This window comes from Wolbachia endosymbiont of Oedothorax gibbosus (assembly GCF_936270145.1).
Lineage (GTDB): Bacteria > Pseudomonadota > Alphaproteobacteria > Rickettsiales > Anaplasmataceae > Wolbachia.
In genome coordinates, this window is sequence record NZ_OW370537.1 from 1221446 (window position 1) to 1236829 (window position 15384).

Annotated in this window: 16 protein-coding genes, 1 tRNA gene and 3 pseudogenes; 10 read left to right on the forward strand and 10 right to left on the reverse strand. The window is 34.6% G+C overall.

The genetic code is table 11. The features are described 5' to 3' along the window. Positions 1–61: 61 nt before the first annotated feature. A complete protein-coding gene (locus tag NBW37_RS05940; protein WP_250296130.1) occupies positions 62–376 on the forward strand; it encodes a hypothetical protein in 315 nt (104 codons plus the stop codon). A gap of 503 nt (positions 377–879) precedes the next feature. Here NBW37_RS05940 and hslU read toward each other — a convergent pair. Beyond that, positions 880–2370 (reverse strand): ATP-dependent protease ATPase subunit HslU, encoded by a 1491-nt coding sequence (gene hslU / locus NBW37_RS05945; RefSeq protein ID WP_250296131.1) that lies wholly within the window; start codon positions 2368–2370, stop codon positions 880–882. A gap of 1 nt (position 2371) precedes the next feature. Beyond that, the gene (gene hslV / locus NBW37_RS05950) at positions 2372–2926 is read right to left on the reverse strand and encodes an ATP-dependent protease subunit HslV (protein WP_250296132.1); all 555 of its coding nucleotides are present in this window, start codon (positions 2924–2926) and stop codon (positions 2372–2374) included. A 115-nt stretch (positions 2927–3041) separates the two neighbouring features. On the opposite strand from hslV, the gene gshA reads away from it, so the two are divergent. Beyond that, positions 3042–4202: a glutamate--cysteine ligase gene (gshA, locus tag NBW37_RS05955; protein WP_250296133.1), complete on the forward strand. Its 1161-nt coding sequence runs from the start codon at positions 3042–3044 to the stop codon at positions 4200–4202. A gap of 3 nt (positions 4203–4205) precedes the next feature. Here the strand turns inward: gshA and NBW37_RS05960 are convergent, their stop codons facing one another. From NBW37_RS05960 to NBW37_RS05970, 3 genes are all read right to left on the reverse strand, one after another. Then, the gene (locus tag NBW37_RS05960) at positions 4206–5018 is read right to left on the reverse strand and encodes a hypothetical protein (RefSeq protein ID WP_250296134.1); all 813 of its coding nucleotides are present in this window, start codon (positions 5016–5018) and stop codon (positions 4206–4208) included. Positions 5019–5096: 78 nt separating this feature from the next. Next, a complete protein-coding gene (gene hemH, locus NBW37_RS05965) occupies positions 5097–6044 on the reverse strand; it encodes a ferrochelatase (protein ID WP_250296135.1) in 948 nt (315 codons plus the stop codon). After that, positions 6045–6848, reverse strand: coding sequence for a hypothetical protein (locus tag NBW37_RS05970; RefSeq protein WP_250296136.1), 804 nt, complete (start codon positions 6846–6848; stop codon positions 6045–6047). It abuts the gene before it with no gap. A 113-nt stretch (positions 6849–6961) separates the two neighbouring features. On the opposite strand from NBW37_RS05970, the gene ndk reads away from it, so the two are divergent. From ndk to NBW37_RS06000, 7 genes and pseudogenes are all read left to right on the forward strand, one after another. Beyond that, on the forward strand, positions 6962–7381 hold the full coding sequence (ndk, locus tag NBW37_RS05975) for a nucleoside-diphosphate kinase (RefSeq protein WP_250296137.1): 420 nt from the start codon (positions 6962–6964) through the stop codon (positions 7379–7381). A gap of 166 nt (positions 7382–7547) precedes the next feature. Continuing rightward, positions 7548–8101, forward strand: a pseudogene (locus tag NBW37_RS05980) (transposase family protein); the annotation flags it as partial. A gap of 82 nt (positions 8102–8183) precedes the next feature. After that, a complete protein-coding gene (locus NBW37_RS05985) occupies positions 8184–8708 on the forward strand; it encodes a helix-turn-helix domain-containing protein (protein ID WP_250295815.1) in 525 nt (174 codons plus the stop codon). Beyond that, positions 8662–8784 carry a hypothetical protein gene (locus NBW37_RS07655; RefSeq protein ID WP_256466264.1) on the forward strand — a complete coding sequence of 41 codons (123 nt, stop codon included), beginning with the start codon at positions 8662–8664 and terminating at the stop codon, positions 8782–8784. The genes NBW37_RS05985 and NBW37_RS07655 overlap by 47 nt, the downstream gene beginning before the upstream one ends. A 61-nt stretch (positions 8785–8845) precedes the next feature. Then, a complete protein-coding gene (locus tag NBW37_RS05990; RefSeq protein ID WP_250295817.1) occupies positions 8846–9718 on the forward strand; it encodes an IS982 family transposase in 873 nt (290 codons plus the stop codon). Between the two features lie 13 nt (positions 9719–9731). Further along, positions 9732–10178: pseudogene (locus NBW37_RS05995) on the forward strand (IS630 family transposase); the annotation flags it as partial. Between the two features lie 10 nt (positions 10179–10188). Continuing rightward, positions 10189–10458 (forward strand): annotated as a pseudogene (locus tag NBW37_RS06000) (transposase family protein); the annotation flags it as partial. A gap of 266 nt (positions 10459–10724) precedes the next feature. Here the strand turns inward: NBW37_RS06000 and rnc are convergent. Continuing rightward, entirely contained in the window at positions 10725–11423 is a 699-nt protein-coding gene (gene rnc / locus NBW37_RS06005; RefSeq protein ID WP_250296138.1) for a ribonuclease III, read from the reverse strand. A gap of 92 nt (positions 11424–11515) precedes the next feature. Continuing rightward, the gene (locus NBW37_RS06010; RefSeq protein ID WP_250296139.1) at positions 11516–12592 is read right to left on the reverse strand and encodes a quinone-dependent dihydroorotate dehydrogenase; all 1077 of its coding nucleotides are present in this window, start codon (positions 12590–12592) and stop codon (positions 11516–11518) included. 505 nt (positions 12593–13097) lie between these two features. Between NBW37_RS06010 and NBW37_RS06015 the strand changes: the two genes are divergently transcribed. Continuing rightward, positions 13098–14109, forward strand: a protein-coding gene (locus NBW37_RS06015; protein ID WP_250295836.1) for an IS630 family transposase whose coding sequence is annotated in 2 segments (ribosomal slippage) — positions 13098–13610 and positions 13612–14109 — 1011 coding nt in all. Because the reading frame shifts where the segments join, the coding sequence is not laid out codon by codon here. Here the strand turns inward: NBW37_RS06015 and NBW37_RS06020 are convergent. The 3 genes from NBW37_RS06020 to NBW37_RS06030 all read right to left on the reverse strand — a co-directional run bounded on the left by NBW37_RS06020 (position 14100) and on the right by NBW37_RS06030 (position 15382). Then, positions 14100–14555 carry an IS630 family transposase gene (locus NBW37_RS06020; RefSeq protein WP_250296140.1) on the reverse strand — a complete coding sequence of 152 codons (456 nt, stop codon included), beginning with the start codon at positions 14553–14555 and terminating at the stop codon, positions 14100–14102. The genes NBW37_RS06015 and NBW37_RS06020 overlap by 10 nt on opposite strands. Beyond that, positions 14509–15033, reverse strand: coding sequence for a helix-turn-helix domain-containing protein (locus NBW37_RS06025; protein WP_250295815.1), 525 nt, complete (start codon positions 15031–15033; stop codon positions 14509–14511). The genes NBW37_RS06020 and NBW37_RS06025 overlap by 47 nt, the downstream gene beginning before the upstream one ends. A 277-nt stretch (positions 15034–15310) precedes the next feature. After that, positions 15311–15382 (reverse strand) — tRNA-Cys (locus tag NBW37_RS06030). Between the last annotated feature and the right edge of the window lie 2 nt (positions 15383–15384).

Here is a 15384-nt window from a genome sequence, read left to right on the forward strand (position 1 = left end):
TATTAATGACTCCGGTAATATATCAGAAGAAGAGGTGTTAAAGCACAAGGAGTGCGTCATAATGTTACCAGGGGAAAAGCAATTAGTGGAAAACTTGAAAAAATTAGAAAAAAGAATATCTGATTTCATTGGATCTGTTCATGATTATGAAAATCTTGAACGTGATGGACATTGTTCAGCTTTTTTCAACTACCCTAGAAAAGAAGATTTTATGGTGCTTGCAAAAATAACAGATGAGTTGTTTTCTGAAAAAGATGATTTCGAATTTGTAGATAAGAAAGATGTACCAGATAAGGAAGAGTTGCCTGATACATCTCTAGCAGTTCAAAATACATCAAAAGTAGGAATGCTGAGCTGGTTAGGTTTTTCTTCTTAATGTATGTAAAGTGATACTCTTTTCATACTCTATTTGAGCTGAACGAAGAGTATCACAACTTGAGTTGGTAGATAAGAATAAAGACCTTGTTGATAGCTAGCATGCATCAAACAAGCTCTACGAAGTTGTTGTCTGTAACGGTGCAAGCCAACAGCCAGGACTTTAGAGTGTGATACACAATCGTACGAACATTTGCTTTTGTTAAGCACAACAAATGATGTCATTCAAGTGCTCCAACATACAGCTGTACAAACATTGTAGTTTGAGAGCAATCTCCACAGGAGGGCGACGGTTCTTCTTCTCTATACATCTTTATATTACTACTTCTTAGTACTCATAAAAACTTAATTTCAACATATAAGGAGGATGTCATCCAAGCAGCAGCTAACACTGAGATCTAGAACATTTTCAATGACAAGGTTTATCATTTGGTTTTAAAAACACTATAGCATACCGTTCACAGAAATAAGAGGAAGATCCGTGAACGATTACTCTCGTTTTTTCTAAAGTATAAACTTAGATAAATCGAGCTGCTTCGAAATTGACTCAAGTTTATCTTTTACATACTTGCTGTCTATAATGAATTTTTCGCTATTTTTCTCAGAAGCAATGAAACTTATTTCATCTAAAAGCTTCTCCATGACAGTGTGAAGCCTTCTTGCGCCTATATTTTCCACTTGCCTATTAACTGTAAACGCTATTTCAGCTATGGTTTTTATACCATCATCAGTGAACTCAAGTGTCATATTTTCTGTTTTCATTAAAGCTATGTATTGCTTTAACAAACTAGATTCTGGTTCCTTTAATATTCTTATTAAATCCTCTTGAGTAAGTGCCTTAAGTTCTACCCTGATCGGTAATCTGCCCTGCAATTCCGGTAAGAGGTCAGATGGTTTAGACTGATGAAAAGCACCAGATGCAATAAATAATATATAGTCTGTTTTTACATGGCCATACTTAGTTGTAACAGTTGTTCCTTCAAGTAGTGGTAACAGATCCCTTTGCACTCCTTCTCTGTTTACTTCACCTTTTATTTCTGTACGCGCTGCAATTTTGTCTATTTCATCCAAAAATACTATACCTTCATTACTAACAAGATCAATGGCTTCTTTGATTATCTTATCTTCATCCATTAGCCTTTCACTTTCTTCATTAATTAATATTTTACGCGCTTCTTTTACCTTCACCGTAATAGTTTTTGTTTTTTTGCTCCCATTAAACATTTTGCCCATTATCTCTGTTACATTCATCACACCAACTTGCCCACCTGGCATGCCTGGTATATCAAAAGTAGGTAACATACTCTTGCTTTCTCTGACGTTAACAGAAACTTCTCCGTCCTCACATTCTTTATTCTTCAACCTTTCTCTAAAAATTTTTTTACTTTCTTCGGTTGCATTTTCGCCTACCATAGAATTGACTATTATCTCCTCAGCTAAATTTAAAGCTTTTTTAGCTAAGGCTTTACGGGCTTTCTCTTTAACTAAAACTATTGCTGCATCAACCAAATCACGTATTATCGAGTCAACATCACGTCCAACATATCCTATTTCAGTAAACTTTGTTGCCTCAATTTTTATGAACGGTGCACCGGCAAGTTTTGCTAAGCGGCGAGCTATTTCAGTTTTACCAACCCCTGTATGACCAATCATCAATATATTCTTAGGTATGATTTCATCACGCAATGGAAATGGAACCTGATTGCGACGCCAACGATTTCTGAGTGCAATAGCAACAGCACGCTTTGCATCATCCTGTCCGATTATGAATCTATCCAATTCTTTAACTATCTTCTGTGGCGGCAGGTCATCTAACAAAACTTGAGTACTGTCATTAACTTGAACATCGCTTTCATTTGAATCAAAACCACTCTTAGTATCTTTATAGAGGTCATTTTTTTCATCGTAGGCGTCACTACTAGAAGACTGCCCTTCTGAAAGGGTTATAGACTGATTGGGAAAATTAGTGCATAAAGTTTTTTGCTTGGAAGACATATCACTCCTCTATCTTTTCAATAACTACATTATGATTTGTATAAACACATATATCGCCAGCTATCTTCATAGCCTTTTTTGCAATCTCTTCTATTGATATTCCTTTAATGTCAATTAAAGCTCTTGCTGCAGATAGAGCAAAATTTCCCCCAGAGCCAATAGCTGCGATTCCATCTTCAGGTTCAAGAACATCACCTGTTCCCGTAATTACTAATGAAATAGATTTATCTGCAACAATCATCATAGCTTCTAATTTCCTCAGATATTTATCCATTCTCCAGTCTTTTGCAAGTTCAACACATGCTCTCATTAATTGCCCTGGGTGCTTGTCAAGTTTAGATTCTAGTCTTTCAAAGAGAGTAAATGCATCGGCTGTTGCTCCAGCAAAACCGGCAATTACAGAATCACCAGAAAGACGCCTAACTTTTTTTGCTCCGGATTTTATAATAGTGTGGCCCAGTGAAACCTGTCCATCACCTATTACTACTACGCTTTTATCTTTTCTAATTGACAGTATAGTAGTTCCATACATTTTATTGTTATCGTGTTGAATCATTTTTCTATCACTTTAAATAAGAATCTCATTATGCTTTAATCTTTAGTCAAATTTACTAAATATGTTTAACTATAGCTTATAATATAGTACTTTCCTTATAACATTTAAAGTGCAGATGCAAAACATAATTCACCCAGATTTGGAAAAAAGTATAAATAATTGGTTCGGAGCAAAATTTAACGGCCTTACATTGCCATTTTATAGCTCTATAGATCTTAGAAACTCTGGTTACAAAATTGCCCCAGTGGACGCTAATTTATTTCCTGCAGGATTCAATAACTTAAGTGAAGAATCAAGAACGATGGCAGCAAGATTGATAGAAAGCTACTTTAAAAGACATCAATACAAAAAGGTTCTGATAATACCGGAAAATTATACACGCAATAAAATGTATATAGAAAACGTATTTGTTATAGAGAAAGTACTGCAGCTCGCAGGTTTTGAAACTAGAATTGGTCTTTTACATAATGAAGTATACAATTTAATAGAACCGTATGAAGCTATTGTGAAAGAAAACTCTCTATTAAAGACAACTTCAGGATTTGTGCCTGATGTTATTATACTGAACCGTGATATGACGAGCCACATTCCAGACATGCTAAAAGACGTAAAGCAAGATATAGTACCAAGCCCACTATACGGTTGGCATAGCAGGCAGAAATTTAAGTATTTTGAAATCTATCAAGAATTAGTGGCCGAATTTTGTGGCGAATTTAAAATGGACCCATGGCTTATTTCTGTGCTTACAGAAAGCTGTAATGGAGTTGACTTTAATGATGATTCATCACTAGGAGCAGTAGCGACTAAAGTTGACCAAATATTATCTCTAGTGCAAAAAAAATATGAGGAATATGAAATAAAAACACAACCTTACGTTTTTATCAAAGCAAGCAATGGCACATATGGGATGGGCATTATAACAGTAACAAGTGGAGAGGAAATATTAAACCTCAATAAAAAAAAGCGTCATAAAATGAAAAAGATAAAAGAAGGAATAGCAATCAATAGCGTTATTATACAAGAAGGTGTACCAACCATTGACGTATTTAAAAGCAGTTCTGCAGAACCGCTAATATACTATATAGGAAATACTCCAACATGTTACTTATACCGATGTAATAGCAGGAAAGATGTATATTCCAGCTTAAACTCCATTGACTGCGAATTTTATGACGTTAGCAAAATAGTGGAAGAAAAACCTCTAGCACTTTGGAATATAGTTAGTAAATTAGCAGTGTTAGCATTGGCAGTAGAAATAAAATCTTTTCACCTCTAACCCTTACATTTCCACAACGTTGCCATCGAGCAGATCATTACCGGGCTGAATATGGTTATGGCCAGCATTATCAAGTTCAGTGGAAGGGTCATCATTGATAGGTTGATTAAACAACTTGTCAAGTTGAACTACAAGAAACACTGCACTATATATTATGCTGACTGTTACGCTTAAGTTGAAATTATAGATTATACCATTACCTAAGTTTATTGGTATAGTTGGAGTCTCTATCCTTCTTAATATGAAGTTTAATAAACCTAACGACAAAGTTAATGTGCTAATAATAAGGTCCTTCTTACACTCAGCAGACTTTTCAGGATCCTTATTATCCAGATATTTCTTGTATGTATAATAATAGCTTATAGGTTCTGAAATGAACAAAAATAGGATCGTTGATGTTAAGTGAATGTGACTTATTACGTCTGCATTACCCTTAGTAAAAAAATGGATGACTTTCAACATCATCAACGCTTCTATGGTGCTGCTTGCAAGATTAGCCGATTTACCCAAAATTTTTGCTAATTCTTTTTTACCCTTAGGGTCTTTATAATCTTTTACCAAATCCCGTAAGATGAATGCAGAATGGGCAATGTATAGGATAGATGTCGGAAATTTCACCCATCGGGCAACATTCTTTATAAAGGAGATATTGGATCTGTTATTGTCAATGAACTCGCAGCAAAATTGCAGTGAAATCTTACACAATAGAGCTGTTAAACCTGTTGTGATGCAGATTACCTTCCTGAAATCATGATCATAAATATCATGCACCTTTTGTGCGAGTATATTAGATTTCTTTTTTAGCTTGCTTGGCATAAAATAGTTAATAAAATAATAACTTTCTGTTATTTTATCACATAAAATCCTAAAAGAAAAGCCCTATAAATCAGGACTTTAAAGGTGATTTATGCATAGATCAGCCAAACATTTAATAAACAAAGAATCGGTACTGAGAGTTGGTACGCGAAAATAATATCCATTCTTGATAATTGCTTTATATTCTATATCAAGTTCAACTAGAGTTTCTGAATGCTCAGAAACAAAAGATATAGGTGATAAAACTACAGGTACACCATCAGCTTTTGTACGTGATAGCTCACTTTCAGTGCTTGGCTCTAGCCATTTTACAGGACCAATCTTACTCTGATAACATATTGACCAATCTAAGTTATTGATAGCTAACTTTTCTACTATTAACCCTACGCTTCTTTCTACCTGTGAAGCGTAAGGGTCGCCTTTTTTAATAACGCTAAGGGGCAAGCTATGAGCTGAAAATAGGACTCTTGGCTTACCAATTCTGCTGGCTAATTCGTAGTACTTAGCTATCAAGTTAGCATGAGCCTCAATAAAGTTTTCATTGTCATAATAATGATGAATTATTTTTGTATTGCATTTTAGGCCATGCTTTTTAGCATTTTTTTGCCAATTTTCGATGGATGACAAAGTTGTGGTAGTTGAATATTGAGGATACAGTGGCAACAGAATTACTTCGTCAGGATCAAACTGTTTTACACTTTTAACAACTTCGTCAGCAAACGGATGCCAATAGCGCATGCAAATGAATACCTTGTATACATGATTTTCATCTTCATTTAATTTTAGTTCTAAAGCATCAGCTTGCGCTTTCGTATTATCCAAAATCGGCGATTTACCTCCGATTTCCTCGTATATTTTTCGCGCAGTATTTTCTCGTTTCGCAGATATAAACTTTGCTAAAAGAAACCGAAAAGGGTTTGGTAGACTTATTATTCTTCTATCATAAAAAAGGTTGAATAAAAAAGGACGGACCGTATTCAGTGAATCAGGTCCACCAAGGTTAAATAAAATGACAGCCTTTTTCACCTACACACTACTACAACAAGTTACTTCTGGGGTGCCTATAAAATTAGCTACACACTCATCGAGTTTAGTTACAGGCACTAAATTTCTTACACTTGCATACAATAAATGGCCTGATCTCTGTAGGTTACTCTTGGTGAATGTGAAGCTCCAATCGAAAAATGTATCGACAAAAAGACTTGGTAACGTTTCAAGAAGTTCAACAGCAGCTAAAGACAGCATTATACAACTTTGCAGGACCTTCAAAAGAACCTTTAGAGGGAAAAGTAAAACTTTAACGAAAAGAGAGGTGCTACTTGTTTCATCCAGTGGTCGCCCTGAGTTAGGCGAATTATACTCGATGTGTTTTCTATTTTGATCAAAAATAGGAAATTTTATAGTATCTTTCTTAAATTCCTTATTCACTGTTTCTTTTGGGCAACCTGTTTGTTTTTCTAATAATTTTTCACGTAGATTAAAAGTTCTGACAATAAAACATGTGGCAATCATTAAAGCAGCGCATACGAGTGCACATTGTAGAAGACCAGTGAATGTAAGGCAAACAAGCGGTACTATGACAGCCATTTCAAAAAACGGAATAGTGTTTCTTTTCATTGCAAAGGCAGCACCTTTTTTTAATTCTGTATTATGATGTGAGCTATATTCCAAATAGCTTAAAAATGCCAAACTAAAAGTCAAAAATCCTTTTGTTCCACAAAAAATTGACGATTTCAAGTTATTGGCCAATTTTTTAGCAGTAGATTCAGCTTGTTTTTTAGTGGTAGGCTCAACTTGTTTGGTAGTGTTATTTTTACAACATTTACCCATACAATACCTCTTTGATGGTTTATTCTTAACTATAAATAAAAAACTACTTTTATCAAATCAAAATTTACAATAAAATAAATCTATAAATATACTATTTTATATAAGGAAATAATATGGCAATTGAGAGAACACTTTCGATATTAAAACCTGATGCAGTAAAAAATAATATTACAGGCAAGATAAATTCATATATTGAAAGCTCTGGACTGAAGATTATAGCACAAAAAATGATGTTACTGACAAAAAAACAAGCAGAGCTATTTTATGAAATTCATAAAGATAGACCTTTTTTTGGGGAGTTAGTGGAATTTATGACTTCTGGTCCTGTGATAGTTCAAGTTTTAGTTGGTGAAAATGCAGTAAGTAAATACAGACAAATCATGGGAGCTACCGATCCAAAGCAGGCAGATAAAGGTACAATCAGAGGTGATTTTGCTGATGACATAAGTGAGAATAGAGTTCACGGCTCAGATAGCACAGAAAACGCTCGTAAGGAAATAGCTTTCTTTTTTGCTGAATGTGAGTTGGTGTAGTTCACTCGGATTTTTCTATATATAAAAATTTTCTGGATCCTATGTCAAGCATACATCTGTACGAACGTTGTAATTTTAAGATGGTAAATGGTGTCATCTTAACTAGTGTGACATTAGACTTCTTTCAAAATTGAGGGAGAGAGAGTAAGATCAAGTATTTGGAAGCATGAAATATAAGGAAATAGAAAAGTTAGAAGGAGAAAAGTTTCGACGTTTAACGGGGGTAAAAAAATCAACATTTAAGAGAATGGTAGAAATTCTAGATGAGGAGGATAAAAGGAAAAAAGCTAGAAGTGGAAGAAAAAGCAAACTTTGTATAGAAGATAGATTACTTATGGCACTGGAATATATGAGAGAATATCGTACATATTTTCATATAGGACAAAGTTATGGCATGAGTGAAAGCAACTGTTTTAAAATAATAAGGTGGGTAGAAGACACATTAATAAAACATCCAGATTTTGCATTACCAGGAAAAAAAGATCTATTAAATAGTAATGTAGAATACGAAGTTTTGGTAATAGATGGAACTGAAACAGCAGTAGAAAGGCCAAAAAAAAGCAAAAGCGCTTTTACTCTGGAAAGAAAAAAAGGCATACTATAAAAACACAAATAGTAACAGAGAAGAAGAGTAAAAAGGTCGTATGTACATCTTTCTCCAATGGTAGAAAACATGATTTTCGGATGTTTAGAGAATCAAAGATAGCAATATTACCGCAAACTAATACCAATCTCCACTAATAGATAGACAAATAGTAAAAACTACAAATAATTGAGGCTAGAAAGAATAAATATGTAGTTTATGGCAGGAAAAAGTAAAGCAATAGGAGAAGAACTATATAATCAATGCAAGTTAGAATTAAAAAAATATGGAATAAGAGGAGAGATAGGAAGAAGGTTACAAGCAATAATATCAGCAAAGGAGTATGGTATCTCAAAAGTTGCTAAAATATATAGAATTACGAGAACGACATTAATGAAATGGATTGCAAGATTTAAAGAAAAAGGTGTTATTGGGTTTGCAATACAGCCAGGGCGAGGACCTAAACCAAAACTGAACGAGGAGAAGAAGGAAAAAATAAGAGAGGTAATAGAAGAAGATGGGGCAAATCTGACTGCTAAAAAATTGCAAGGTATAGTTGAAGGAATGTTAGCTATCAAAGTAAGTGAGTCAACGGCGAGAAGGCTTATGAAGAAGCTAGGATTTACATATATCACACCTCGTCCAGCACATTATAAACAAGACAAAAACAAACAAGAGGAGTTCAAAAAAAATCTCAATGAAATTGTGGAAAAGAACCGGAAAAAGGAGGTTTTTTTTCGATGAATCGAGATTTGGAACGCACTCAAAAGTTGGACATGGATGGTTTAAAAAACCCCAGTTGCGGATTAGAAGTCAGTGAAAAAGATAGGGAAATAGGGTAAACTCCGGAAACATATTATCAAAAAGTAGAGAGGTTACCCATGAATAAAAATGTAACAGAATTATTTTGCTTTGTAGACGATTTTTGCAAGGCTATAAACAAAAATTTCGCAGAAAAACTCCTGCCAAACAGTAAAAAACCTACCAGAACGCCAGAGATTACGCATTCTGAAATTCTTACTATAATTTTACTTTATCAACAATCTAGATGTGAGGACTTTAAATCTTTCTATACATATTATTTGAAAGCACTATATGGATCTGAGTTTCAAAATTTGCCAACATATAGTAGATTTATTAGGCTAAAACCGAGGGTTTTATGGTATTTAGCATTACTTTTGCAATGGCTATGTGAGCAGTCGAAAATGACAGGGATTTCGTACATAGATGCAACATCTATCGCTGTTTGCCATCCAAAAAGAATCTCAAGAAACAAAGTTTTCAAAGGATTGGCAAAGCTTGGAAAGACTACATATGGCTGGTTTTTTGGTTTTAAATTGCATATGGTAATTAATGAAAAAGGTGAAATTCAAGGAGTTACACTTACTAAAGGTAACGTTGACGACAGAAAACCAGTACCAAAATTAACTGAAAAACTGACTGGTCTTTTGTTTGGTGATAAGGGCTATATAAAGAAAGAGCTCTTTGCAAAACTCTTCGATAGAGGACTAAAACTCGTTACCAAAGTAAAAAAAGGTATGAAAAACACATTAATGCTACTTGAAGAAAAGATTTTTTTAAGAAAAAGGTCGATTATTGAAACAGTTTTTGGCTACCTAAAAGACAGACTTGAGCTTGAGCATTCAAGGCACAGGTCTCCAATAAATTTCTTGGTGCACGTCTTTTCCACATTAGTTTCATATTCCATGAAGCCTAAAAAGCCCTGTATTTCTAGATTTTACTATATTGATTAATCCGCAACTGGGGTTTAAAAAGGGCTCAAGAACACAAGTTAAAGTAAAAATCGGAAGAGAAAACTTCTATCTTTACAGCGCTGTAAATCCCAGGAATGGAGAGGATATTAGCCTACTTGCTCCACATGTAAACACAGATTGCATGAACATATTTTTGGAGCAGATGTCGAAAGATTTGGGGACTAGAGAAGCTTTTCTTATCATGGATTGCGCAAGTTGGCATAGGTCTAAAGGTTTAAAAACTCCTGAAAATATCACCATAATTTATTTGCCGCCGTACTCGCCTGAGCTCAATCCTGTGGAAAGATTTTGGCAACATTTAAAGGAAAATATAATAAAGAACAAGATGTATGACTCTATTAAATTACTTGAAAATGCTGTATCTGAATTTATTCGAGATATTACGGAAAGTTCGATCAAAACCATTTGCTCTGTGAATTATTTGTCTAGTTATTTATGAGGGTTGGTATAAGATCCTAGCTGATTCTGGTTACAGAGGAATGCAAAAGATACATAAAAATGTTGAATTACCACATAGAAGATCAAAAAAGAATCCTTTATCAAAGGAGAAAAAAGCAGAAAATAGATCTCTCTCTATACGAAGAGTGGTAGTTGAAAACGTAATCGGCTTATTGAAAAGGTTTAAAATCATTTCTGACAGATATAGAAATCGACGAAAACGTTTTGGCTTAAGATTTAATTTGATTGCCTCTATTCACAATAGAGAGCTCCTTTCATGAATTTTGAAAGAAGTCTATTAAAACGACAATGACAAGGTTGTACCAAGTAGCTCACACTGGAACTTATAGCTATAATGAGTAACTACGTCATACCGCCGCGGTATCTCAGCCTAGATCCCGCAGCGGTATGACGAGGTCTTTCAATAACCTGTGTTAGCTATAGAATATCTTAAATCACAGATTTGGTTACTATGCTTCTCCTTAAATTGACCATTTCCCCTAAACGCTATTAGCTTTCTTAAAACTTACATTAATGCCTATTTTGCCTAAACTGAAGCATCTTTTCCAATTTTTTCTAGCATCAACTCAGCAGCTTTTTGTTCAGCAATCTTTTTACTAGAAGCGCATGCAGAAACTTTACTATAATCTTCTATGCAAACTGATATAGTAAATTCAGGATTGTGCGCTGGTCCAGTTTGTTTTACAAGCTCATACTCTGGTAAAGGCAATTTGTTTTTCTGAGTCCACTCTTGCAGTGAGGTTTTAGGATCTTGAGGGGGGTCAAGCATGCTTTTGGCTAGCTTTTCCCAATATTGGGTAATAAATTTTTCAACATTTTCAAGTCCGCCATCAATATAAATTGCACCTATTAGTGCTTCAAGCGAGTTTTCTAAATTTTTTAGATTACATCTCCCTCCATTGCAGCGTTCACTATTATTCATGATGATAAAACTGCCTAATTTTATTTCTTTAGCAACATTAGCAATGGTGTTGCCACAAACTAAATCCGTCTTTCTTTTTGCCAATGCTCCTTCTTTTTCTTCAGGAAATAGTTTAAACAGTATGGCAGATACGACCATATTCAAAACACTATCGCCCAAAAACTCTAGTCTTTCGTAGCTTACAATCTGGTTTTTGCTATTCCTTTTATTTACGCTTGGGTGAGTTAGTGCCTCTTCTAATATTGCATAATTTGTAAATTTATAATCAATGATCTTAGATATTGCATCATTCAAACTCTTCATACCCATTATTTAAAAGAAAAACACTTCCTACCACACCTTTATACCAAAGAATTAGTTTTGTTTTATTAAAATAATACCAACAACTTCCAAAATTAATGTATACAACCCACCACCTCACTAATGTTACTAAATCCATCTCTCCTTATTAGTTCTGCAAGTTCTAGATTAATTTTGTTTACAACTTGAGGTCCGTGGTATATGAGAGCAGTGTACAACTGCACCAAAGAGGCTCCTGCCTTTATTTTTTTATATGCATCAGCACCACTTGAAATTCCTCCGCACCCTATCAATAATATTTTGCCTTTAGTAAGTTTGTACATATCGCTCAATAACTCGGTTGAAAGTTTAAACAGCGGTTTGCCACTCAACCCACCACTCTCGTTGTGGTGGGAATGTAAGTTATTCCGACTGATCGTAGTGTTGCTCACTGTTAATCCGTCAATCTTATATTCCAACGCAAGCTCAGCGATATTTTCTTTCGTTTGCTGATCTATATCTGGTGAGATTTTTAATATTATTGGTATCGATTCAGAGCTATCAATTGATTTTCTGGTTATAGTGATAGATTTCAACAATGTGGATAATTCTTTTTTATTGTGTAAATCGCGCAAATTAGGTGTGTTTGGGGATGAGATGTTCAGCACTATATAATTGCTTTTTCCATATACCATCTTTATTAAATCAACATAATCACGGATTTGGTCTTTCGATGCGCTATTTTTTCCTATATTTATGCCAAAAATGCAGTCATCAAGCTTGGTTTCATCTATTTGTTTAAGAAAATAGTCTATTCCTTGATTGTTAAATCCCAATCTGTTAATTACCCCTTGATCTTTAATTAACCGAAAAATTCTTGGTTTTTTGTTTCCATATTGGGGATATTTCGTTACAGTACCAGCCTCAATAAATCCAAAACCAAATGAAAGCATAGGCCTTATAACTTCTGCATTCTTGTCAAAACCTGCAGCCAGGCCCACGGGGCTTCTGAGCTTATTATCAAAAAAATTCACACTCAAAGATTCTGGTAGTTCTATAGGATTCTTATAAGGTGTTTTCTTTAATGCCATAATTGCTAAAGAGTGAGCAACTTCAGGCGGCAGTAAAAACAATAAATTACGTAATATCATTTTGTAAAGCACTTTGCTTATTTTTAGTTTATTCTCTACCACTAAACACCATAAGAGTATACTTTAAAGATTTGAAAAACAAAAATTCTTCATTCCGCTACGTGTTAGCGGGATCTCAACATAGATACCGCGGCGGTATGACGTAGGATTGGGTTAGCTATAGGACAAAGAGCTATAAAAAAAAATTTTTACTCTAACGAAAAAATTACTTCCGCATATTAAAAACCTCATTACAATAATAGTAGAGATATTTAGAGAGCTCAAGATCTATCTCCGTCTGCAGACTTTTCACTAAATAATCAAATTCAGCAAAAAATGTAGCGTATCTTCTTCAGTGTATGTGGGTGCACACGCATGCTTATACCAACCCTCATAAATAACTAGACAAATAATTCACAGAGCAAATGGTTTTGATCGAACTTTCCGTAATATCTCGAATAAATTCAGATACAGCATTTTCAAGTAATTTATACCAATCTCCACTAATAGATAGACAAATAGTAAAAACTACAAATAATTGAGGCTAGAAAGAATAAATATGTAGTTTATGGCAGGAAAAAGTAAAGCAATAGGAGAAGAACTATATAATCAATGCAAGTTAGAATTAAAAAAATATGGAATAAGAGGAGAGATAGGAAGAAGGTTACAAGCAATAATATCAGCAAAGGAGTATGGTATCTCAAAAGTTGCTAAAATATATAGAATTACGAGAACGACATTAATGAAATGGATTGCAAGATTTAAAGAAAAAGGTGTTATTGGGTTTGCAATACAGCCAGGGCGAGGACCTAAACCAAAACTGAACGAGGAGAAGAAGGAAAAAATAAGAGAGGTAATAGAAGAAGATGGGGCAAATCTGACTGCTAAAAAATTGCAAGGTATAGTTGAAGGAATGTTAGCTATCAAAGTAAGTGAGTCAACGGCGAGAAGGCTTATGAAGAAGCTAGGATTTACATATATCACACCTCGTCCAGCACATTATAAACAAGACAAAAACAAACAAGAGGAGTTCAAAAAAAATCTCAATGAAATTGTGGAAAAGAACCGGAAAAAGGAGGTTTTTTTTCGATGAATCGAGATTTGGAACGCACTCAAAAGTTGGACATGGATGGTTTAAAAAGGGCTCAAGAACACAAGTTAAAGTAAAAATCGGAAGAGAAAACTTCTATCTTTACAGCGCTGTAAATCCCAGGAATGGAGAGGATATTAGCCTACTTGCTCCACATGTAAACACAGATTGCATGAACATATTTTTGGAGCAGATGTCGAAAGATTTGGGGACTAGAGAAGCTTTTCTTATCATGGATTGCGCAAGTTGGCATAGGTCTAAAGGTTTAAAAACTCCTGAAAATATCACCATAATTTATTTGCCGCCGTACTCGCCTGAGCTCAATCCTGTGGAAAGATTTTGGCAACATTTAAAGGAAAATATAATAAAGAACAAGATGTATGACTCTATTAAATTACTTGAAAATGCTGTATCTGAATTTATTCGAGATATTACGGAAAGTTCGATCAAAACCATTTGCTCTGTGAATTATTTGTCTAGTTATTTATGAGGGTTGGTATTAATAGAGTCATACATCTTGTTCTTTATTATATTTTCCTTTAAATGTTGCCAAAATCTTTCCACAGGATTGAGCTCAGGCGAGTACGGCGGCAAATAAATTATGGTGATATTTTCAGGAGTTTTTAAACCTTTAGACCTATGCCAACTTGCGCAATCCATGATAAGAAAAGCTTCTCTAGTCCCCAAATCTTTCGACATCTGCTCCAAAAATATGTTCATGCAATCTGTGTTTACATGTGGAGCAAGTAGGCTAATATCCTCTCCATTCCTGGGATTTACAGCGCTGTAAAGATAGAAGTTTTCTCTTCCGATTTTTACTTTAACTTGTGTTCTTGAGCCCTTTTTAAACCATCCATGTCCAACTTTTGAGTGCGTTCCAAATCTCGATTCATCGAAAAAAAACCTCCTTTTTCCGGTTCTTTTCCACAATTTCATTGAGATTTTTTTTGAACTCCTCTTGTTTGTTTTTGTCTTGTTTATAATGTGCTGGACGAGGTGTGATATATGTAAATCCTAGCTTCTTCATAAGCCTTCTCGCCGTTGACTCACTTACTTTGATAGCTAACATTCCTTCAACTATACCTTGCAATTTTTTAGCAGTCAGATTTGCCCCATCTTCTTCTATTACCTCTCTTATTTTTTCCTTCTTCTCCTCGTTCAGTTTTGGTTTAGGTCCTCGCCCTGGCTGTATTGCAAACCCAATAACACCTTTTTCTTTAAATCTTGCAATCCATTTCATTAATGTCGTTCTCGTAATTCTATATATTTTAGCAACTTTTGAGATACCATACTCCTTTGCTGATATTATTGCTTGTAACCTTCTTCCTATCTCTCCTCTTATTCCATATTTTTTTAATTCTAACTTGCATTGATTATATAGTTCTTCTCCTATTGCTTTACTTTTTCCTGCCATAAACTACATATTTATTCTTTCTAGCCTCAATTATTTGTAGTTTTTACTATTTGTCTATCTATTAGTGGAGATTGGTATTAATTTCTGTCGTATGTGCGTTGCATTTTTTCTGAATCTTTTTTATATGGGGGGTTTTATGCCCAGATACTTGACTTTATAGCTAAAGTAACTTAGGTTAACCGTCATTCCGCTACTCATTAGCGGAATCTATGCCGCGGCGGTATGACATAGGGATTGGGTTAGCTATAAAGTTCCAAATGACTTAATTGAAGTTAAGAGGCCGGGACCGGAATTGAACCGGTATAAAAGGATTTGCAGTCCTCCGCATAAGCCATTCTGCCACCCAGCCGT

Excerpts from the sequence above, each read along its gene's own strand:
- NBW37_RS06020 (WP_250296140.1), bottom strand. The coding sequence starts at position 14,555 with ATGAAATTGTGGAAAAGAACCGGAAAAAGGAGGTTTTTTTTCGATGAA.
- NBW37_RS05985 (WP_250295815.1), top strand. The coding sequence starts at position 8,184 with ATGGCAGGAAAAAGTAAAGCAATAGGAGAAGAACTATATAATCAATGC.
- gshA (WP_250296133.1), top strand. The coding sequence starts at position 3,042 with ATGCAAAACATAATTCACCCAGATTTGGAAAAAAGTATAAATAATTGG.
- hslV (WP_250296132.1), bottom strand. The coding sequence starts at position 2,926 with ATGATTCAACACGATAACAATAAAATGTATGGAACTACTATACTGTCA.
- NBW37_RS05940 (WP_250296130.1), top strand. The coding sequence starts at position 62 with ATGTTACCAGGGGAAAAGCAATTAGTGGAAAACTTGAAAAAATTAGAA.
- ndk (WP_250296137.1), top strand. The coding sequence starts at position 6,962 with ATGGCAATTGAGAGAACACTTTCGATATTAAAACCTGATGCAGTAAAA.
- NBW37_RS05990 (WP_250295817.1), top strand. The coding sequence starts at position 8,846 with ATGAATAAAAATGTAACAGAATTATTTTGCTTTGTAGACGATTTTTGC.
- NBW37_RS07655 (WP_256466264.1), top strand. The coding sequence starts at position 8,662 with ATGAAATTGTGGAAAAGAACCGGAAAAAGGAGGTTTTTTTTCGATGAA.
- hslU (WP_250296131.1), bottom strand. The coding sequence starts at position 2,370 with ATGTCTTCCAAGCAAAAAACTTTATGCACTAATTTTCCCAATCAGTCT.
- NBW37_RS05970 (WP_250296136.1), bottom strand. The coding sequence starts at position 6,848 with ATGGGTAAATGTTGTAAAAATAACACTACCAAACAAGTTGAGCCTACC.
- NBW37_RS06025 (WP_250295815.1), bottom strand. The coding sequence starts at position 15,033 with ATGGCAGGAAAAAGTAAAGCAATAGGAGAAGAACTATATAATCAATGC.
- NBW37_RS05960 (WP_250296134.1), bottom strand. The coding sequence starts at position 5,018 with ATGCCAAGCAAGCTAAAAAAGAAATCTAATATACTCGCACAAAAGGTG.
- rnc (WP_250296138.1), bottom strand. The coding sequence starts at position 11,423 with ATGAAGAGTTTGAATGATGCAATATCTAAGATCATTGATTATAAATTT.